The 19,256-nt window shown below is 64.7% G+C and carries 22 protein-coding genes and 1 pseudogene; 11 read left to right on the plus strand and 12 right to left on the minus strand.

Going from position 1 to position 19,256, the window contains the following annotated elements; genetic code table 11:
- Positions 1-23: 23 nt before the first annotated feature.
- Positions 24-1,013, minus strand: a complete 990-nt coding sequence (mbfA, locus tag AC56QQ_RS02705; protein WP_489858659.1) for an iron exporter MbfA — start codon at positions 1,011-1,013, stop codon at positions 24-26.
- A 167-nt stretch (positions 1,014-1,180) separates the two neighbouring features.
- On the opposite strand from mbfA, the gene AC56QQ_RS02710 reads away from it, so the two are divergent.
- The 4 genes from AC56QQ_RS02710 to AC56QQ_RS02725 all read left to right on the plus strand — a co-directional run bounded on the left by AC56QQ_RS02710 (position 1,181) and on the right by AC56QQ_RS02725 (position 3,721).
- Positions 1,181-1,504: a hypothetical protein gene (locus AC56QQ_RS02710; RefSeq protein ID WP_489858658.1), complete on the plus strand. Its 324-nt coding sequence runs from the start codon at positions 1,181-1,183 to the stop codon at positions 1,502-1,504.
- Between the two features lie 147 nt (positions 1,505-1,651).
- Complete coding sequence (locus tag AC56QQ_RS02715) at positions 1,652-2,635, plus strand: threonine/serine dehydratase family protein (RefSeq protein ID WP_497125460.1); 984 nt, start codon at positions 1,652-1,654, stop codon at positions 2,633-2,635.
- An 87-nt stretch (positions 2,636-2,722) separates the two neighbouring features.
- Complete coding sequence (locus AC56QQ_RS02720; protein ID WP_497125461.1) at positions 2,723-3,103, plus strand: nuclear transport factor 2 family protein; 381 nt, start codon at positions 2,723-2,725, stop codon at positions 3,101-3,103.
- Positions 3,104-3,121: 18 nt separating this feature from the next.
- Positions 3,122-3,721, plus strand: coding sequence for a DNA-3-methyladenine glycosylase (locus tag AC56QQ_RS02725; protein ID WP_497128862.1), 600 nt, complete (start codon positions 3,122-3,124; stop codon positions 3,719-3,721).
- Position 3,722: 1 nt separating this feature from the next.
- On the opposite strand, the gene AC56QQ_RS02730 is transcribed toward AC56QQ_RS02725, so the two are convergent.
- Genes AC56QQ_RS02730 through AC56QQ_RS02745 form a run of 4 tightly spaced genes read right to left on the minus strand, consistent with a single transcriptional unit; the run spans position 3,723 to position 7,409 of the window.
- Entirely contained in the window at positions 3,723-4,859 is a 1,137-nt protein-coding gene (locus AC56QQ_RS02730) for an ABC transporter permease (protein WP_497125462.1), read from the minus strand.
- Positions 4,856-5,776, minus strand: a complete 921-nt coding sequence (locus AC56QQ_RS02735) for an ABC transporter ATP-binding protein (RefSeq protein WP_497125463.1) — start codon at positions 5,774-5,776, stop codon at positions 4,856-4,858. The genes AC56QQ_RS02730 and AC56QQ_RS02735 overlap by 4 nt, the downstream gene beginning before the upstream one ends.
- Positions 5,773-6,723, minus strand: coding sequence for an HlyD family secretion protein (locus AC56QQ_RS02740; protein WP_497125464.1), 951 nt, complete (start codon positions 6,721-6,723; stop codon positions 5,773-5,775). Before AC56QQ_RS02740 ends, AC56QQ_RS02735 begins: the two co-directional genes overlap by 4 nt.
- Positions 6,720-7,409: a CerR family C-terminal domain-containing protein gene (locus AC56QQ_RS02745; RefSeq protein WP_497125465.1), complete on the minus strand. Its 690-nt coding sequence runs from the start codon at positions 7,407-7,409 to the stop codon at positions 6,720-6,722. Before AC56QQ_RS02745 ends, AC56QQ_RS02740 begins: the two co-directional genes overlap by 4 nt.
- Before the next feature lie 110 nt (positions 7,410-7,519).
- Here AC56QQ_RS02745 and AC56QQ_RS02750 point away from each other — a divergent pair, with 110 nt between their 5' ends.
- Genes AC56QQ_RS02750 through AC56QQ_RS02760 form a run of 3 tightly spaced genes read left to right on the plus strand, consistent with a single transcriptional unit; the run spans position 7,520 to position 9,781 of the window.
- Complete coding sequence (locus AC56QQ_RS02750; protein WP_489858650.1) at positions 7,520-7,993, plus strand: CYTH domain-containing protein; 474 nt, start codon at positions 7,520-7,522, stop codon at positions 7,991-7,993.
- Complete coding sequence (locus AC56QQ_RS02755) at positions 7,990-8,928, plus strand: CHAD domain-containing protein (RefSeq protein ID WP_497125466.1); 939 nt, start codon at positions 7,990-7,992, stop codon at positions 8,926-8,928. Before AC56QQ_RS02750 ends, AC56QQ_RS02755 begins: the two co-directional genes overlap by 4 nt.
- A 52-nt stretch (positions 8,929-8,980) precedes the next feature.
- Positions 8,981-9,781, plus strand: a complete 801-nt coding sequence (locus AC56QQ_RS02760) for a C40 family peptidase (protein ID WP_489858648.1) — start codon at positions 8,981-8,983, stop codon at positions 9,779-9,781.
- A gap of 9 nt (positions 9,782-9,790) precedes the next feature.
- Here the strand turns inward: AC56QQ_RS02760 and AC56QQ_RS02765 are convergent, their stop codons facing one another.
- Entirely contained in the window at positions 9,791-10,588 is a 798-nt protein-coding gene (locus AC56QQ_RS02765) for a helix-turn-helix domain-containing protein (RefSeq protein WP_497125467.1), read from the minus strand.
- A 113-nt stretch (positions 10,589-10,701) separates the two neighbouring features.
- On the opposite strand from AC56QQ_RS02765, the gene AC56QQ_RS02770 reads away from it, so the two are divergent.
- Positions 10,702-11,562, plus strand: a complete 861-nt coding sequence (locus AC56QQ_RS02770) for an SMP-30/gluconolactonase/LRE family protein (RefSeq protein WP_497125468.1) — start codon at positions 10,702-10,704, stop codon at positions 11,560-11,562.
- A gap of 129 nt (positions 11,563-11,691) precedes the next feature.
- Entirely contained in the window at positions 11,692-12,618 is a 927-nt protein-coding gene (locus tag AC56QQ_RS02775; RefSeq protein ID WP_497125469.1) for a DMT family transporter, read from the plus strand.
- A gap of 374 nt (positions 12,619-12,992) precedes the next feature.
- Here AC56QQ_RS02775 and AC56QQ_RS02780 read toward each other — a convergent pair whose 3' ends face one another.
- Both AC56QQ_RS02780 and AC56QQ_RS02785 read right to left on the minus strand, forming a co-directional pair.
- Entirely contained in the window at positions 12,993-13,694 is a 702-nt protein-coding gene (locus AC56QQ_RS02780; RefSeq protein ID WP_497125470.1) for a phosphatase PAP2 family protein, read from the minus strand.
- A gap of 13 nt (positions 13,695-13,707) precedes the next feature.
- The gene (locus tag AC56QQ_RS02785) at positions 13,708-14,049 is read right to left on the minus strand and encodes a hypothetical protein (protein ID WP_091576210.1); all 342 of its coding nucleotides are present in this window, start codon (positions 14,047-14,049) and stop codon (positions 13,708-13,710) included.
- Between the two features lie 218 nt (positions 14,050-14,267).
- On the opposite strand from AC56QQ_RS02785, the gene AC56QQ_RS02790 reads away from it, so the two are divergent.
- Complete coding sequence (locus AC56QQ_RS02790; protein WP_497125471.1) at positions 14,268-16,259, plus strand: PhoX family protein; 1,992 nt, start codon at positions 14,268-14,270, stop codon at positions 16,257-16,259.
- 142 nt (positions 16,260-16,401) lie between these two features.
- Positions 16,402-16,626, plus strand: coding sequence for a hypothetical protein (locus AC56QQ_RS02795; protein WP_091575851.1), 225 nt, complete (start codon positions 16,402-16,404; stop codon positions 16,624-16,626).
- 20 nt (positions 16,627-16,646) lie between these two features.
- Here AC56QQ_RS02795 and AC56QQ_RS02800 read toward each other — a convergent pair whose 3' ends face one another.
- From AC56QQ_RS02800 to AC56QQ_RS02815, 4 genes and pseudogenes are all read right to left on the minus strand, one after another.
- Entirely contained in the window at positions 16,647-17,327 is a 681-nt protein-coding gene (locus AC56QQ_RS02800; RefSeq protein ID WP_497125472.1) for a GNAT family N-acetyltransferase, read from the minus strand.
- Positions 17,324-17,815 (minus strand): MarR family winged helix-turn-helix transcriptional regulator, encoded by a 492-nt coding sequence (locus tag AC56QQ_RS02805; RefSeq protein ID WP_497125473.1) that lies wholly within the window; start codon positions 17,813-17,815, stop codon positions 17,324-17,326. Before AC56QQ_RS02805 ends, AC56QQ_RS02800 begins: the two co-directional genes overlap by 4 nt.
- 157 nt (positions 17,816-17,972) lie before the next feature.
- Positions 17,973-18,986: a flavin-containing monooxygenase gene (locus tag AC56QQ_RS02810; RefSeq protein WP_497128864.1), complete on the minus strand. Its 1,014-nt coding sequence runs from the start codon at positions 18,984-18,986 to the stop codon at positions 17,973-17,975.
- Positions 18,974-19,216, minus strand: a pseudogene (locus AC56QQ_RS02815) (NAD(P)-binding protein); the annotation flags it as partial. The pseudogene AC56QQ_RS02815 and the gene AC56QQ_RS02810, both read right to left, overlap by 13 nt.
- Positions 19,217-19,256 lie beyond the last annotated feature (40 nt).

Below are 19,256 nucleotides of genomic sequence, written 5' to 3' on the forward strand. Positions count from 1 at the left end.
GCGCTGAGCTTTGCCGCCCTTACCTACGCATTGCCGATCAGCACGCCGGCCGCGAACACCAGGGCGCCGCCGAGCACCACCTGGAAGGCGGCGCGCAGGAACGGGGTCTGCATGTAGCGGTTCTGGACGAAGGCGATGGCCCACAGCTCGAAGAACACCACCACCGCGGCGACAGCGGTCGCCGTCCAGAAATGCGGGATGAGATAGGGCAATGCGTGGCCAAGGCCACCCGCCGATGTCATGACGCCGGTGGTGATGCCGCGTTTTATCGGCGAGCCGCGGCCCGACAGCTTGCCGTCGTCGGACGCCACTTCGGTGAATCCCATCGAGATGCCGGCGCCGATCGAGGCGGCAAGGCCGACCAGAAAGGTCTGCCAGGTGTCATGCGTGGCGAAAGCAGCGGCGAAGATCGGCGCCAGCGTCGACACCGAACCATCCATCAGGCCAGCCAGTCCTGGCTGCACATAGGTCAGAATGAACTGGCGTTGCTCGGCAGCGGCCTCTTCGTCCTTCACTTCGCCCGGCACGTGCTTTTGCTCCAGACGCTGCGCCAGCGTCTCGTGCCCCTGTTCGGCCAGCGCCAGATCGTCGAGCAGTTTTCTGGTCGAGGCATCGGTGGTGCGCTTTGCCGCCTCGACATAGAACAGGTAGGCCTGCCGTTCCATCGCCTCGGCCTGGCTGCGCACATGCTCGACACCGAGCGGCCTCACAAGCCAGTCGGGCTTGCGCTCATAGTAACCCTTCACATGTTCGCGCCGGATCAGTGGAATGCGTTCGCCGAAACGCTTGCGGTGGAGCTCGATCAACGAGTCGCGATGGCCGTCCTCTTCCTCGGCCATCTCCTCGAACACCTTCGCCGATTGCGGAAAGCTTTCCGCCAGGCCGTCGGCATAGGCACGGTATATGCGCCCGTCGTCTTCCTCGGACGAAATGGCCAGCGCCAGGATCTCCTGCTCGGAGAGCGATTCGAAGGGACGGCGGCCGAAGCCGAAGCCGAAGACACGGGAAAGCATGAGGAATTCACCCTAGTTTAGAATGGTTCTAAACTAGGGTTTGACGCGCCTCCGGTCAATCGCGCGCTTGGGTCGGCGGTCAAGAATTGTTGAAGCCGCCGACCCTTCATTATTGGTGAAGATTTCCCTATATAGGCAAACCTAAGTCGATAGAAGGGAAGCCGCAGATGACGACAAAGCCACACGCACCGGAATTCGACCCGAAGCCCGTTCTCGATCTCATCGCCAGCATCGAGGCCGATTTGCAACGCCTGAAGGGCCTGGTCGAGCAGCAGGTCGAGAAATTCGATCCCGCCAATCCGCACAACAAGGCTCCGGACGGCAAGTTGACGGAAGAAGGCGTGGAGTGCTGCTACCGCATGTTCGACGAAGGCAAGTCGCGCTATTCGGTGGCCCAGCAGATGAAGATCTCCTTTGCCGCCGCCACCCACCGGTTCAACAACTGGCGCAAGTTGGGCGGCACGAAGAGGCAGCGGGCGCTTCTGGGGTGAAGAGTGATCGGCTGCAAGGCCAATTGCCGGTCTCGGCGCCGCCCTTCGTGATCCCCCAACTTTGTAACGGTCACATTTTTTCAATGGTGTGCTGCCGTTGTTTGCGGGCATCATGAGAAGAGACTGTCTCTTTTTGCTGGACCTCGCATGACCGCCACCACGCCTCCCGGCATAGCCGACCTCCACCGCGCCGCAGCCCGGCTTTCCGGGCTGATTGTTGAAACGCCGTTGATCGAATCGCCTGAACTCAACAGGCGCTTCGGCGCCCGCATCCTGTTCAAGCCGGAGACGCTGCAGCGCACCGGATCGTTCAAGTTCCGCGGCGCCTACAACAAGTTGTCATCGCTGAGCGAAGAAGAGCGCCGCCGTGGCGTCGTCGCCTTCTCGTCGGGCAACCACGCGCAAGGCGTCGCCGCCTCCGCCGCGATGTTCGGCGTCAAGGCGGTCATCGCCATGCCGGCCGACGCGCCGGCCATGAAGGTCGGCAATGTCCGCAAGATGGGAGCGGAGGTGGTGCCGTTCGACCGCTTCCGCGACGACCGCATGACCGTGGTGGGCCCTTACATGGAAAAAGGCATGGTGCTGGTGCCGCCCTTCGACGATCCGGCCATCATCGCCGGCCAGGGTACGATCGGCCTCGAATTGATGCGCCAGGTGGAAGCGCTTGGCGTGGGCCTAGACGCGGTTCTGGTGCCCTGCGGCGGCGGCGGCCTGATCAGCGGAATCTCGGTTGCCGTCAAGGACGCCTCGCCCGGCACTGCCGTCTGGGCGGTGGAGCCCGAGCATTTCGACGACACCCGCCGCTCGCTGGCCGCGGGCATCAGGGTGGCGAACGAGCCGGGCCACAGTTCGATCTGCGATGCGATCCTCACCGCCGAGCCGGGCGTGATCACCTTCGAGATCAACCGCAGGAACCTTGCCGGCGGCATCGCCGTCTCCGACAAGGCGACGGCACAGGCGATGCGCGACGCCATGGCCTATCTCAAGCTGGTGGTCGAACCCGGCGGCTGCGTCGGACTGGCGGCGCTGTCGTCGGGCGAGATCGAGCTGGCAGGCAAATGCGTCGCCGTGGTGCTGTCCGGCGGCAACGTCGATTTCGGCACCTATGCGGGGATCATGGCAGCCGCGTAGGATGGCGGCCAGTCTGGGTCACGCACCGGTCCAAAAAGCCGGAGCGCCACCGCAGGGTATCGGTGCCGATGGTCAAGGAGATTCGATATGGAGGACCGGGAGATTCGAGCGGCCCTCGATCATCACTGGGCTGCCTCCGATGCGAACGATCTCGAGGGCGAGCACCAGATCTACCGGGAGGACGCGGTGCTCGACTATCCGCAATCGGGGGAGCGCATCCGCGGGCGGCGCGACATCCAGTCGTCGCGCGCCGCGCAGCCGAACCGGAAGCGCTTCACAGTGCGGCGGATCATCGGTGCGGGCGACCTCTGGGTCACGGAATATGTCCTGGCCTATGACGGGCGGCCGTCTTACACGGTGAGCATCATGGAGTTCCTCGATGGCAAGGTGGCCCGCGAGACCCAGTATTTCGGCGATCCGTTCGAGCCGGGGCCTTCGCGCGCGCAATGGGTCGAGCGGATACCCTGAAACCCGGCCGCCGTGAGGATGATCATCCACCGCCCGATCGCACGCTCTGAATTGCCCGGCGATACTGCCGATCTCGCCCGCACCCTCATCGGCAAAGTGGTGGTGCGCGAATTGCCTGAAGGCATCGTCAGCGGCCGCATCGTCGAGACCGAGGCCTATGTCGTCGGCGACGCCGCCGGGCATGGCTACCGGGGGATGACCCCGCGCAACCGTTCGCTGTTCCTCGAGCGCGGGCATGCCTATGTCTATCTCGCCTACGGCACCTCCTACATGCTGAATGTCTCGAGCGAGACGCAAGGGGTCGGCACCGGCGTGCTGATCAGGGCGCTCGAGCCGCTCGAAGGCATCCCGATCATGCGCCTCAATCGCGGCGTCGAGCGCCTGCGCGACCTGGCGCGAGGACCAGGAAGGCTCGCCGCGGCGTTGCGGATCGATCGTTCGCTCGACGGGCTCGATCTTTGCCGGCAAGGCCCGCTGTGGCTCGCAGGCGATGACCACCAACCCGGCGAAATCGGGCAGAGCATCAGGATTGGCATTTCGAAGGATGCGGACCGCCTGCTGCGATTCTATGTCAGGGAGAGCCCTTTCGTCAGCGGTCCGGGATCGCTCAGGGACTAGACTAGTCCAGCGTGCGGCGAAACCGCAGCAGCGCCGTACCGGCAAACACCACCACGAACAGCAGCAGCCAGCCGACCTCGGTCCCTATCGCATTGAAGTCAGCGCCCTTCAGCATCACCGCCCGGGTGATGCGCAGGAAATGCGTGAGCGGGAAGATCTCGCCCAGGACCTGCGCCCAGCCGGGCATGCCGCGATAGGGGAACATGAAGCCGGACAAGAGCAGCGACGGCAGGAAGAAGAAGAAGGTCAGCTGCATCGCCTGCATCTGCGAGCGTGCCATGGTCGAGATCGTGTAGCCGAGCAGCACCAGCGCAAGCACGAACACAAGCACCGCCGACAGAAGCAGCGTCAGCGAGCCGACGAACGGGATGCTGAACAGGAGCTTCGCCGCGACCAGCACCACCGCCACCTGCACCGCGCCGACGACGAGGAAGGGCAGCACCTTGCCGAGCATGATCTCGGCCGGGCTGGAAGGCATGGCCAGCAGGTTCTCCATCGTGCCGCGCTCGGTTTCGCGCGTCAGCGCCATGGCCGTCATCATCACCATGGTCATCTGCAGGATGACGCCGAGCAGGCCAGGCACGATGTTGTATTGCGAGACGCCTTCCGGATTGTAGCGCTGGTGCACCACCACCTGCAGCTGCCCCCTGGCGCTTTCGGCGGCGGTCGCCTGCATGCCCTGCGCGCGCAGCAGCGCCTGGCTCGCCACCTTGCTCAAGGTCGAAACGGCGCCGCTCGCCGCGGAAGGGTCGGTTGCGTCGGCCTCGATCAGGATCTGCGGGTTGTCGCCGCGCTCGACCCGCCGGGCGAAATCGGCCGGGATCGTCACCACGAAAGAGACGGCGCCCTTGGCCATCAGCGCCTCGGCCTCGGCGGCGCTCTGCGCCACATAGTCGAAGTGGTAGTAGCCCGTCATCTGCAGGGCGGAGACCATGGCGCGCGTATACTGGTCGTTGCTGATGGCAACGAGCGCGGTGGGCAGGCTCTTGGGATCATTGTTGATGGCGAAGCCGAACAGCACCAGCTGCATCAGCGGCACGCCCAGCATCATGGCGAAGGTGATGCGGTCACGCCGCATCTGGATGAACTCCTTGATCAGCAGCGCGCCGAGCCCGGCGAAGGAAAAGACGCTGTTCATGCCATGTTGTCCTTCGAGCCGGACATGAACTGGATGAAGACGTCCTCGAGGCTGGTTTCGCCCAGCGTCAACGTCACCCCCTTATGCTTCTTCTCGACATCGGCGAGCGCGGCTTCGAGCTTCTCCCTGTCGGAGCCGACGACATGCAGCGTCGCGCCGAACGGCGCCACCTGGTCGACACCGGGCCGGCCATCGAGCGCCGCCGCGACCTGGTCGAGGTGCGGGCCCTGCACGATGAAAGTGGTCAGCCCGGCATTCCTGACCACTTCGGCCACGGTGCCGGTGGCCAGCATCTTGCCATAGGAGATGTAGCTGATGCGGTGGCAGCGCTCGGCCTCGTCCATGTAGTGGGTGGAGACCAATACGGTCAGTCCGCCGCTGGCGAGGCGATGGATTTCGTCCCAGAATTCGCGCCGCGCCTTCGGATCGACGCCAGCCGTCGGCTCGTCGAGCAGAAGCAGCTTCGGCTTGTGCATGATGCAGGCGGCCAGCGCCAGCCGCTGCTTCCAGCCGCCGGACAATGTGCCAGCCAGCTGGTCGCGGCGCGAGGTCAGGCCGAGTTCCTCCAGCGTTCTGGCGACATACTCACCGACCGGCTTCAGCTGGTAGAGCCGCGCCACGAATTCGAGATTCTCGCCAATCGTCAGATCCTCGTAGAACGAGAATTTCTGCGTCATGTAGCCGACTTCGCGCTTGATGCGCAGACTGTCGGTGCGGATGTTGAAGCCGAGCACCGTGCCTTCGCCTTCATCGGCCGTCAGCAGGCCGCACATGATGCGGATGGTGGTGGTCTTGCCCGAACCGTTCGGCCCGAGGAAGCCGACGATCTCGCCCTCCGCCACCGCCATCGTCACATGGTCGACGACGGTCTTGTCGCCGAAGCGCTTGACCAGGCCGTGGACGTCGATGGCGTTCATTTTCCAGCGTCCAGTTCGACATCGACGATCTGGCCGGGCTGCAGCGGGCCGGCATCGCCCTCCGGCCGCGCCTCGACCAGATAGACCAGCTTCTGCCTGTTCTCCAAGGAGTAGATCACCGGCGGAGTGAACTCCGGATCCGGCGAGACATAGCTGACCCGCGCCTTCACATCCGGGCCACAGCCGTCGCAGTGGACGTCGAGCACGGTGCCTACCTTGACCGAGGAGAAGGCGCTTTCCGGTATGTAGACCGTGAGCTTCATCGCGCCGTCGGGCAGGATCGAAATGACCGGCGCGGTCGGGCCGGCGGTGTCGCCCGGATTGCGGATGACGTCGTTGACGCGGCCGGGCGAGGGTGCGGCCAGCGCCCGCTTGGACAGTCGCCACTGCGCCTGTTCGAGCGTTGCCTGCGCCTGCTTGACCTGGTTGTCGGCGGCCTTGATCGTCTCGGCGCGCGCCGGCAGGCCGCCGACGGCGAGATTGGCTTCCGCCTGGCCGAGCTGCGCGTCGGCTGTCTCCAGCGTTGCCGACGCGGTGTCGAAATCGGCCTGGCTGCCGGTGCCGCGCTTGAACAGGTCGGCAGCGCGCGTATATTTGCGCCTTGCGTCATCCGCCTGCGCCTTGGCCATGTCGACCTGAGCCTTGAGCGCCGCGATTTCTTCCGGCCGCTTGCCGACCTGCAGATCGGCAAGCTGCGCCTGGGCCTGGGCCAGGCTTGCCTGCGCCTGCGCCACCGCGATCTTGGCATCGGCACTTTCCAGCGTCACCACGGTCGTGCCGGGCACAACACGATCGCCGCGCTTGACGGTGACCGTCTCGACCTGCGCCACCTCGATCGGCGCCAGCAGCACATAGTCGCCTTCGACATAGCCGACGGCCAGCGGTGCTGCCGGGGCACAGGCGCCGAGAAGCTGGGCGGCGAGCGGCAGCGAACACAGAAAGCTCATGGTCTTTGCCCCTTCCTGGCAGCCAATATGGCCTTGAGATTGTCCGATGTGGCCTTCACCACCTTGGCCGCCTCGGCGGCGCCGATATCGCGCCAGCCCATGCGGCGCATCACCGCTTCACGGCCGATGCGGAAATAGATGACCTGGCCGATCAGCGTGAACACGGTGAGCCGGGTCGCCTCGCTTTCGGCCGGTTCGCCCGTCGCCTGCTCCCACAGCTGGCAAAGCCGGCGGTGCGTCGGCTCGAACACGCCGTCATAGATGCGGTCGAGCGCCGCCGTCGGATGGGAGAGCTCGCGCAAGACGAACTGCACGATCTCGCCGGCCTGCGGACTTGCCACGACAAAGCCGACCATCCGTTCCAGCGCCGCGAACAGTTGCGCCCGCGCCGCCTCCGGACTGCCGGGGACAGGCGCCTGCGCATTGCCGAGCGCCTGGCCGGCAACCGTCTGGATGGTCTCGACGATAAAGTCGGCGGCAGCGGTGCGAAGGCCTTCCTTGCCGCCGAAATGATAGGCGATCGAGCCGATATTGGCTTGCGCCTCCGCGGCGATCTCGCGCGTCGAGGTGCCGTCGAAACCCTGCCGCCCGAACAGTCTCAGCGCCGCCCGGACAAGGGCGGCTCGAGTAGGCTCCGCGGGAGATGTCTCGCGGCGTGGGCTTTTGGCGTTCGACGACCTGGTCATGCAGGCTATTTAATCAATCGATTGATTAAAGTCAATCTGTGTGCGCGGCTGACTTTGCCATCGCCGGCGGCACTTGCCATCGCCGGTGGCAACCGCTTTAGTGCGCGGCCATGGGCAAGGAAGTCGAGCGCAAGTTCCTGGTCTCCAGCACCGCATGGCGGGATCTGGCGGAGGCGGATATCCGCATTCGCCAGTTCTATCTGGCCGCGACACCCGGTCGAACCGTGCGCATCCGCATCAGCGATGGCGCCTCCGCTAAGCTGACGCTCAAATTCGGCAGCAGGGCGCGCGTGCGTGACGAATTCGAATATTCGATCCCCTTGGCGGAAGCCGAGGAGATGCTGGCCTTCGCCATCGGACGTGTCATAGAGAAGACACGCCACCATGTTAGGCATCGCGGCTATCTCTATGAAGTCGATGTCTTTGGCGGTCCGCTTGCGGGACTTGTGGTCGCCGAACTCGAGACGCCGGAAGACGTGCCGGACGAAATGCTGCCTGACTGGCTCGGCCGCGAGGTCACCGGCGAGTCTAAATTCTACAACGCGTCGCTCGCCCTCGGGGGGATTCCGGAGATCGCCGCATGAGTTTTCGTATCGACCCGCGCCTGCCGCTGACCGGCGAGGTCAGGCGTATCCTGTCCGAGGAAATCGGCAAGGCGCTGGCTCATCTCGACGCCGCGTCCAGCCGGCCGGAGCAGGCGCTGCACAAATGCCGCAGGCGACTGAAGAATGTGCGCGCGTTGTTGCGCCTCGTTCGTTCCGGAGACGAAACATTCTGCGACACCGAAAACCAGTGCTACCGCAACGTGGCGGGGCTGCTTGCCGGGCCACGCGAGGCGACGGCGCTGATCGAGACCATCGACCGGCTGGCGGCAAGCTACCCCAAGGAGAGCGCCGGCGACGGACTGGGCGTTGTGCGCGACAGGCTGGTCGCTCACCAGCAGGAACTGCATGAAGGCAGCGGGCTCGAGGCGGCGATCGGCGCGGCAACCGCCGCTTGTGAAGAAGGCTTGAAGCGGACCGAAAGCCTGACCTTGCCGGATCAGCCGGAACAGGCGGCCGACGTGCTTGCCGACGGCGCTCGCAGCACCTTGCGCCGGGCCAGGAAGGCGCTCGACAAGGCCCGATCGCGCGGCGAAGCCAATGACTTCCACGATCTGCGCAAGGCGGCCAAGACGCACGGCATGCATCTGTCGCTGCTCGGCAGGCTGTGGCCGACACCGATCAAGGCCCGGCGCAAGGCGGTCGACGAACTGGGCGAGCGGCTGGGCGAGCTGCACGACGTGCTGGTGATGCGCGCACTCCTCGACAGCGGCGAGCGGCCGCTCGGATCGCCCGAGGACAAGAAGCTTCTGGGCAAGCTTCTGAAACGGTCGGAGAAGAACCTCAAGAAGACCTGCCTGGCCGAGGCAACCGAGCTGTTCGGGGACAGTCCCAAGCGCTCGACACGAAAACTGGCCCGCAAGGCACGCGACGATCTGGCCGGCGCGGCGGAAGACACTAGCGCGGTGGCCAGCTGACGAACGGTGCGGCTGGCGTCGAGCCGCCTGCATATGCTAATCGCCGTACGGCATGACCAAGCCCGGCGACACGCTTCTGGATCGACTTGGCCGCTGGCTTGCCGGGCGGCTGCAGGAAGAATCCTCCGGCTACGAACCCTACACGCCATCCGATGCCGAGACGCTGCGCCGCACGCTGGAGCCGGGCGACATCCTGCTGATCGAGGGCAACCAGAAGATCTCGGCGGCAATCAAGTACCTTACCCAGTCGACCTGGTCGCATGCGGCCTTCTATGTCGGCGATGCGTTGCCCGAGCCGGAGGACGGATCGGAGCGGCCGCGCCTGATCGAGGTCACGCTCGGCGAAGGCTGCGTCGCCGTGCCGCTGTCGCGCTATCGCACCTACAACACCCGTATCTGCCGCGCGAACGGGCTGACACCGGAGGACCGCGACAAGGTCGTCGCCTTCATGATCGGCAAGCTCGGCCTGAGATACGATCTCAAGAACCTTTTCGACATGCTGCGCTACTTTTTTCCGACGCCACCGGTGCCGGTTCGCTGGCGCCGCCGCATGCTGGCCTTCGGCTCCGGCGACCCGACACGGGCAATCTGTTCGACGCTGATCGCCGAGGCCTATGGCCAGATCCGCTATCCGATCCTGCCCGAGATCACCCGCGCGCCCGGCCGCGCCTCGGCGCAATCGAACTATTCGCGCAAGGAAATCCTGCACATTCGCCATCACTCGCTGTACACGCCGCGCGACTTCGACCTGTCGCCCTATTTCCGCATCGTCAAGCCGACGCTGGAATATGGGTTCGACTACCGGGCCGTGACGTGGGACGACAGGGCTGCCGACGCGGAGGCCGCTGACTAGCAGGCTCAACTATGCCGGCATGGGTCTCCGTGCCTTGGCGGTCCGCTCGTTTGCTGTCGCGCCGGCGTCGCGCGGATGGAGGCCGATCGGCATGATCGCCTCGAACGGCGTTGCGCCAAACGCGAACGTCCATTTGTAACCGGTGAGCCCGTCCTCCGGCGTGGTGTGCTGGTCGTGATGGGCCAGCAGTTTGGCGCGATCGGCCAGATCCTCGGCCTCGCGGCGCACCATCTCCGCCGTTTCCGGCCGCATCCGCCTGCTGAAGCTGACGAAGGTCGCCTCCCTGTCGATATGGGTGATGGCCCAGCCGACGAAGTTCTTGTTGGTCATCTCGAACAGCGGCCTCAGCGGCCCTTCGAAATTCCACTGGATCGGCGTCTCGACCAGCAATCTTGCCGACAACCCACGGCCGAGCGCGACCAGACCCAGTTCCTCCAGGTCGCGCAGATAGAGGAACATCGAAGCCTCGCTCAGGGCGTGCGAGCGCATGATGCCCTCGGGCGTGAATTTTTCCGACAACATGACGAAGACGAACAGCAGCGCCGGTCGGCCGGCCAGCTTGCGCTCGATCTCCGGCGCGATGTGGTTGACCGGTCCCGGCCCCCGGTTCATCGAGCCGAGCACGTTTTCCAGCTCGACGCCGGCGGCGGCGCAGATTTCCATCAGCCGGTCGAGCTTGCAGTTGCGCTCGTGGAAAATGCGCTTCACCGTCGGCTCGGAAAGGCCCATGCGTTCGGCAAGTTCGCGATAGGTGACGCCCTTCGCCTTCAGCGTCCGTTTCAGTGCCTCGAAGATCAGGCCGTTCATGGGATGCACCTCTTGCCGGCAGTTTCGTATCGACTTTTGATACTAGTAGTAATGAGGCTTTCGCAAAAGTATCGAAAATCATAGCTCTCCGCCGTCATCACAGGAGACCAGCCATGAACAGCTTCATCACCTCGGCGTTTCTCGTCATCTTCGGCATGGCCACGGCGCCAGTCGCCCAGGCCGGCGAGCTCTGGCGGGCCACCGGCTTCGAACAACCGGAATCGGCGCTGTTCGACGCAGCCAACAAGCGCATCATCGTCTCCAACATCGTCGGCAATCCCGGCGAAGCCGACGGAAACGGCTATCTGTCGGTGCTGTCCCTGGACGGCAAGACGGTCACCGGGCACTGGACCGACGGCATGGATGCGCCCAAGGGCATGGCGATATCGGCCGGCAAGCTCTATGTCGCCGACATCACCAAGGTTCGCGTCGTCGATCTGGCCAGCGGCAAGCTCGTCGCCAGCATCGCGGTGCCGGATGCCGTCTTCCTCAACGACATGACATCCGACCAATCCGGCAAGGTCTATGTCACCGACATGCTGGCCGACGCCATCTACCGCATCGACGGTGCCCGGCCGGAGCTGTTCGTCAAGGACGCGGTGCTGGCTTCGCCCAATGGCGTTTTCGCCGATGGCGACCGGCTGATCGTCGCGTCCTGGGGCGAGGGCATCAGGCCCGACTTCAGCACCGCCGAGCCGGGCGGGCTGCTGTCGGTCGATCTCGCCAGCAAGGTGGTTTCGCCATTGCCCGGAGCGCAGAAATTCGCCGATCTCGATGGCGTCGTCGCTCTTCGCGACAGCATCTATGCGACCGCCTACATGACCGGGACGCTCTACCGCTATCATGCGGGCGGCGCGCCGGAAGCGGTGGCGCATTTCAAGCCGGGCAGCGCCGACATCGGCACCGACGGCAAGTCGATCCTCTATGTGCCGTTGATGAACGAGGGCGAAGTGGCGGCGCTGAAGCTCGACTGAGAATGCGTGCGATGCCTCCGGATCGGCCCACGAGACTCTCGCAAGGCGTCGCCCAATCGGCATTGGACCTCCATATCGACGGGACTGCCATCTGGTCCTGCCCTTCGCCCTGGGATATCCGGCTGCACCATGAGTGTAGCCGTGAAGACATCCAGCCTGAGCGGCGCCGTTTCCCCGATGATCCCGGTGCTGGTCTGCGCGCTGGCGATCTGCCTGCTGTCGGGGATGGATGCGGCGATGAAGACCCTGGTTATCGCTGTCGGCGTCTACAACACGGTGCTGTGGCGCAGCATGGTCGCGACTGTCGTCGCGGGCGCCGCCTGGTCGGCGGGGCCACGCTCGAAGCCAACCCTTGCGGTGCTGAGGCTGCATGCGCTGCGCGCCGCGATTGTCGCCATGGTTCTCATTTGCTTCTTCTGGGGTCTCGCCAGGCTGCCGCTGGCGGTGGCGATCGGGCTCAGCTTCGTCGCGCCCTTGTTCGCGCTCTTCCTCGCCGCACTTCTGTTGGGCGAACGTATCCGGCGGCAGGCGATCTGGGCATCGCTGGCCGGTATCGCTGGCGTCGTCATCATCCTGGCCGGCCAGTTCGGCCAGGCCAGCTATTCGCAGGATGCCCTGCTTGGCACGGCGGCGGTGCTCGTCTCGACGGTGTTCTACGGCTACAATCTGATCCTCGCCCGGCAACAGGCGCAGCTGGCAAAGCCGGTCGAGATCATGCTGTTCCAGAACCTTTGCGTCGCCATCATAATGGGTCTCGCCGCACCCTGGCTCGCCGTCGCTTTGCCGGCTAATCTCTGGCTGCCGCTGGCCGGAGTGACGGTGCTGTCGCTAGCTGGGCAATTCCTGATGAGCTGGTCCTATGCGCGCGCCGAAGCGCAATATCTGATCCCGACGGAATACTCGGCCTTCATCTGGGCGATCGCGCTTGGCTGGTTCTTCTTCGACGAGCAGGCCGCCTGGACCACGCTGGCGGGAGCATGCCTGATCGTCGCCGGCTGCCTGATCGCCGCGCGCTCCAACCCGAAGCTTGCCGAGCCGATCGAGGCGGCGATTTAAGGAAGCATGTCTGACGCTGTACACCGCTTGCTTGGAAGTTAGCCAAGAAGTTGCGCGCGGTGCGCACGAATAGCTTTCGACCCAATCGAGGCGGGCCAGCTGATCCATTCGGCGCAATTTCCAGGTGATTGCCCGCCACTGTCAATGACGCTGTGACGAGATGGCGGTGCGTGCGGCTGTCATGCTAGCCTGTCGCATTGTCGTCGTTGGCGCGTGAACTCGACGGCGATCCCGTTTCATCGACAAATCGAAGGGATAAGCCGTTGAGAATCCTGAAGGCTTTCATGACGCCGGCATGCGCGGTGTCGATAATCTTGCTGCTGGCAGGTTGCGGGCATGTCATCAACAGGATGATCTGACGCCGAGCTTGCCGGTCAGGCGTCGTCGTCCACCACCTTGCGTCGCTGCAGAAGCCGCGCCACCAACCAGCACAGCATCGCCCAGACGAAGCCAGCGCACCAGCCGGCCAGCACATCCGACGGCCAGTGGACACCGAGATAGATGCGACTGATGCCGACCAGCAGCGTCGTCAGTACCGCCAGCGACAACACGTAGACCTTGGTGGTCCGGCCCGGCAGGAAGCGAGCCGCCAGCGAGCCGAGCGTCAGATAGGTCACCGCCGACAGCATGGCGTGGCCGCTCGGAAAGGACAGCGAGGTCTCGGTGACCAGATGCGAGACGAGTTCGGGCCGTGGCCGGTCGACGCCGACCTTCAGCAGGCTCGACAGCGCCTGGCCGCCGGCCACCGCTACGAAGATGAGAAACGCCGTTGCCGGGCGGCGGATCAACAGCAGGTAGATGATTGTCGCCGCCGTGATCAGCACAAGCACGCTGACGCTGCCGAGGCTGGTGATGTCGCGCATCGCGCCCTCCAGCCATGGAGCACCGATCGGGACACCCGGCTGACCGGCCTGACGGAAGGCAAGCAGGATTTCGGTGTCGAAGGCGTGCGGCGTGGTGGCCCGCGCCACCTCCATCAATTCCTCGAATCCCCACAGGCCGCCGGCGATGACCAGGCCGGCCAGCAGCACGGGGAATTCGAGCCGGTTGAGCAGAGCGTTCGCGGCGTTCTTCATCAGCTATTCGCCGTTACAATCGCGCTTGCAGATAGGGCCCGAGCGTGATCAGCGCCACGGCGGCGACCGCCAGCACGATGCCGGTTGCCTGCAGCACGTTGACGCGCTCGCCGAAGAACACCAGCGCCACGACGTTCACCGAGACCAGCTGGATGACGGCCGAGAGGCTGAACGACACCGACATGCCGAACTCGCGGATCAGCCTCAGCATGATCAGGTTGCCCAGCGAATAGAGCGCGAGCGTCAGCAGGATCTTGCCCAGGCTTGGCGCCAGTCCCCATTGCTTGGCGGCGGTCGCCGCCAGCAGGAAGATCACCGTCGAAAAGCCGAGCTGCAGCAACCCCGAAAAACTCACGCCCTGTCCCCTCTCGAAGCGGCGCGCGCCGCGTGTGTCGCAGACCTTGTTTCCGAAGCGCGCGGGCGCGTCAAGCAGACCTCTTGCCCGAACGGCGGATCGCGGATCGCGGTGGGCGGTTGAAAGTGGCGACCGGTGTCACGAAAATGTGATCGGCTGGCTATATCGGTCAAACTCGTATCCCGCTCCAGCCACTCCAATAGCCAGAGGCCAGCCCCATGACTGATCATCGCTCCCCCGACACCCGATTCGCCACCAGCCGGCTCGAGGAAAACGAAGGACCGGCCAGCAACGCCACCGACAACCGCACCATGGGCGAGATCATCGCCGCGCGATTCTCGCGCCGTGGTTTCCTGAAGGGTTCGCTGGCCGTCTCGGCGATCGCCGCCACCGTCAGCCCGCTGGCGCTGGTCAGCGCCGACAAGGCCCGTGCCGCCGAAGGCTCCGCCTTCTCGTTCGACGAACTCGAGGCGGGCATCGACGACACGCACCATGTCGCGCCGGGCTATGATGCCGATGTGCTGTTGCGCTGGGGCGATCCGCTGTTTGCCGATTCGCCGGAATTCGATCCCACGAAACAGTCGGCGCAGGCCCAGGCAAAACAGTTCGGCTACAACAACGACTATGTCGGCTATATCCCGATCGACGGCTCGGCCGAACACGGCCTGCTGGTGGTCAACCACGAATACACCAACCCGCATCTGATGTTCCCGGGCCTCGTCACCATCGCCGATGGCAAGGCCAAGCAGGCGCCGCTCAGCAAGGAGCAGGTCGATGTCGAGATGGCGGCCCATGGCGGCACCATCGTCGAGATCCGCAAGGTTTCGGGCAAATGGCAGGTGGTGCGCGACGGCAAGCTCAACCGCCGCATCACCGCCAACACCGAAATGGCGCTCTCCGGCCCGGTCGCCGGCCATGACCGCGTCAAGACCAATGCCGATCCGTCCGGCACCAAGGTGTTCGGCACCATCAACAATTGCGCCGGCGGCGTCACGCCCTGGGGCACCTATGTGATGTCCGAGGAGAACATCCACGGCTATTTCTCCGGCGAACTGCCCGAGGGCCACAAGGAAGCCGCCAACTACAAGCGCCTCGGCATTCCCGAAGGCGCCTATGAATGGGCGGCGCATTACGACCGCTTCGACCTCGCCAAGGAACCGAACGAGCCCAATCGCTTCGGCTGGATCGTCGAGGTCGACGTCAACGATCCGACCTCGACGCCGAGGAAGCGCACCGCGATGGGTCGCTTCAAGCATGAGGGCGCCGAGTCGATCGTCGCCCGGGATGGCCGCGTCGTCTTCTATCTCGGCGACGACGAGCGCTTCGACTATGTCTACAAGTTCGTCACCACCGGCCGGTTCAATGCCAGCGACCACGCCGCCAACAAGGACCTGCTCGACGACGGCACGCTGCATGTCGCCAAATTCGCCGAGGACGGTTCGGTGGAATGGCTGCCGATCGTCTTCGGCCAAGGCCCGCTGACCGTCGAGAACGGTTTTGCCAGCCAGGCCGACGTGCTGATCGAGACGCGCCGCGCGGCCGACCTGCTCGGCGCCACCAAGATGGACCGCCCCGAAGACATCCAGCCCAATGCCGTCAACGGCAAGGTCTATGTCATGCTGACCAACAATTCGAAGCGCAAGGCCGACCAGGTCGATGCCGCCAATCCGCGCGCCGCGAACGCCTTCGGTCACATCATCGAGATCTCGGAGGACGGCGGCGATTTCACTGCCGCCAGGGGAAAGTGGGAGGTGCTGCTGAAATGTGGCGATCCGGCAGTGACCGATGTCGGCGCCACCTTCTCGACGGCGACGACGGCCAATGGCTGGTTCGGCATGCCCGACAATTGCGCGGTCGATTCAGCCGGCCGGCTGTGGGTCGCCACCGACGGCCAGGGTCCGAAAGCCACCGGCCGCACCGACGGCCTGTGGGCGGTCGACACCGAAGGAGCGGCGCGGGCGACCTCAAAACTGTTCTTCCGCGTGCCGATCGGCGCCGAAATGTGCGGCCCGCTGTTTGCGCCTGACGATCAGACCGCCTTCGTCGCGGTCCAGCATCCGGGTGACGGCGGCGAGGACTGGGAGGCGTTCGGCCGCCCGTCCTACTATGAGGACCTGTCGACCCGCTGGCCCGACTTCAAGCCCGACATGCCGGTGCGGCCGGCGGTCGTTGCGATCACCAAACAGGGCGGCGGCAAGATCGCCGTCTGACACGAACCCTTTTTCAATTTTCAATCTGAAGGGGGGACTTCGGATCACCGAAGTCCCCTCCTTTTTGCACGAACTCATTCAAGCCTCGGGAAAGATTGGCAATTTACACGTGGCGCCCTAGGTCATGACCAGGAGACCCACCATGCCGAAGTCCGTCTATGACCGTGGCCTGCTCAAGCCTGGCGAGATCGCCAGGCTGCAGCGCGTCTTCGACGAGGCCTGCCGACAGCGCGAAGCGCATCCCGATTCGGCCGAGGCCCGCGAGATCGCCCTTAACCTGCTCGCCCTGCACAATGCCGGCATGGTCGAGGAGGACATGCTGATGGAAGCCGTCGGTTTCCGCCGGCTCGAGCCGAAGTCGGCATGACCCATGAGCCGGCGGCGGCCCTACCCCGCGCGCTGAACCACGGCAACGTTCATTGCGCTTCGCAATCGGAAGCCGATGGACTCGTATAATTTGATGGCAGCAGCGTTCGTGGCATAGGCGTGAAGATAGGGGATCTCGCCGCGCGCCATGATCTGGTTTGCCACGAACAGGGACAGCAGCCGGCCCAGCCCGCCGCCGCGAAACTCCGGATGCGAGCACACGCCGCTGAGTTCGGTATAGCCGGGCTGCTTCATGCGCTCGCCGGCCATCGCCACCAGCCTGCCGTCAACCTTCACGCCCCAGAAATCACCAAGGCTCAATGCCCCGAGCGTGAACGGACCGGGCCTGGTGAGCAACGCCAGTGCCAGCATCTCGGCTGCATCGTCTTGCGTCAGGGGCTGCACGCGCTCGTCCGACACGGTCCGCAACGGCGCCTCGGCAACCATCTGGACGCCGAAGGCGGTCGAGATCGCCGATAGCCCAAGAGGAAGAGCAATGGCGTCCGCCTGAAGCATGATCACGCTCTCGTTTGGGGGAACAAGCTTCGCGAGCGCCTGGAGGCTTTCCGCCTCGTCCGTGGAGGTGGCCGCGAAGGGAACGATCGACGACGGATAGCGCCTGGCGAGCTTGTCCCCTTGCGCGAAGGCCTGATGGTGCGTGTCCAGCGCGCTCCAGACGGGACGATCGAGCACGTGCCTCATTGCGCTGCGCCCTTGCTCATTTTTACACGACGATCGAGCGGGGCTGCGGCCAAACCGTCCTCGATGGCGGCCAGTTGATCAAGCAGCGGCCCTGAAAGGTCCCGGCACAAATCCGCGACGGCTCTGTCGATGCGCGGCCAGACGTCTCGCTTTGCAATATCGACAAGGCTCTGACCACTCTTTGTCAGGGAGACCATCCTGCGCCGCTGGTCGCCGTCCGATTGCGTGACCTCGACCAATCCCAGATCGGCCAGAAGCGACACGCTTCGCGTCACGCCTGGCTGGGTGATGCCGAGAGATTGCGCCAGCTCGCCGACGGGCAGCGGCCCCAGCCTGTCGAGCGCGGCCAGGAGAGGGTACTGGCTGGATTGAACCGGAACGTCCAGGCAATCGAGCAGACGCTGCGTATCGGCCTGCAATTGCTCGCCGATCCGCTTCAACCTGCTGCCCAGGCACAGGAAGCCAAGAGATCGCAGGACGTCTTCCATCATCCTCTCGCTCGCTGTTAAATCATAACATGTTATATAACAAGGCAATAAATAGGTCAATCCACGCTGTTGGGGCGTGCATCGATCCCTGTGCCGCAAGCGGATTCCCGAATCGACCGGGGTGCGCACCGCCGGTTTCCGGCGCCTCGAACCTAAATCAGCGTGAAGCGCCGGCTTGGCGGGAGACGCCAGCGGAACCGGCAATCAGCTTGGCGATCGCTTTTGCCATGATGACGGAATTGGCGAAGCAGCCGCGGATGCTTGGCCGCATGCCGGTGAACCAGAGGCCGGGCAATTTCGGATCGCTTTCGCCGCCGTTGAAAAGTGGAAAGCCCTTGCTGTCGAGCACACCCAGCTTGCCGACCATGGGCTCCAGCCCGGTGCGGTAGCCTGTCGCGGCAATGACGATGTCGGGAGCGATCAGTTTGCCATTGGCCAGGATCACACCATCGCGGGTGAATTCCCGTATTGCCGGCGCCACGACAATCCGGCCCGACTTGATGGCGTCGACGGCGCCATCGTCGGCAGCGATCGCCGTGTAGTCCGAAGCCAGGCGCGTGACGCCGCCCGACGGCGCGGGCGGCATGCCGAATTTGGTCAGGTCGCCGAAAGCCAGGCGCTGCGTCGCCGCGATCACCGCATCGGCGAGCCGCACAGGCAAGCGCGCCATGAGCGGCGAGAGCCGGTGCACGGCGATCTTGCCGATCCGTTTGGGCAGAAGGGTAGGACCGTTGCGGGCCGACAGCCAGACCGCGGCCGTGTCCACCGTCGCCAGATGATTGAGCGCGTCGAAGCCCGAATTGCCGGCGCCGACGACCAGCACCTTTTTGCCGGCATAGTCCTTCGCCTCGCCAAAATCCGCCGAATGGATGATCCGGCCGGTGAAGTCCTTCATTCCTTTCCATTCGGGAACGAAGGGCTGCCTGTCCCGCCCGGTGGCGATGACGACATTGCGGGCCAGGCGCGGTCCGGCGCTGGTCTGCACCGCCCAATGATCGCCCTTGAATGCGATCTCTTCGACAGCGACGCCGAACTGCACCGGCAGCCCGTGCGTCTCGCTGAACTCATTGAGATGGCGGATGACAAGGGTGCGGGGCGGAAAGGCCGGCGTGCCGGCGGGGAAGCTGACGCCGGGTAGCGAAGAGAGGTCGCGATGGGTGTTGAGGTGCAGGTTGAGGTGCCGCCGGTGCCGGGCTCGGCCAGCCGGCTTTCCTTTTCCAGGATCGCGATCGGCACGCCGGCCTTGATCAACGCATGCGCAGCGGCCAGTCCGGCGGCGCCGGCGCCAATGACGATTGACGGCTCGACTGCCACCGGCTGGCGCGCCACCGGTCTGATTGTCGTGTCAGCCATTGTCTCTCGAATCCTCATTCGATCCTTCCGGCGCCGCGCCTCGGTCATGGAAGCGCAAGGCACGCCGCGTCGTTCTGATATTGCGCAT

It is taken from the genome of Mesorhizobium sp. RCAM 05099 (genome assembly GCF_059683685.1).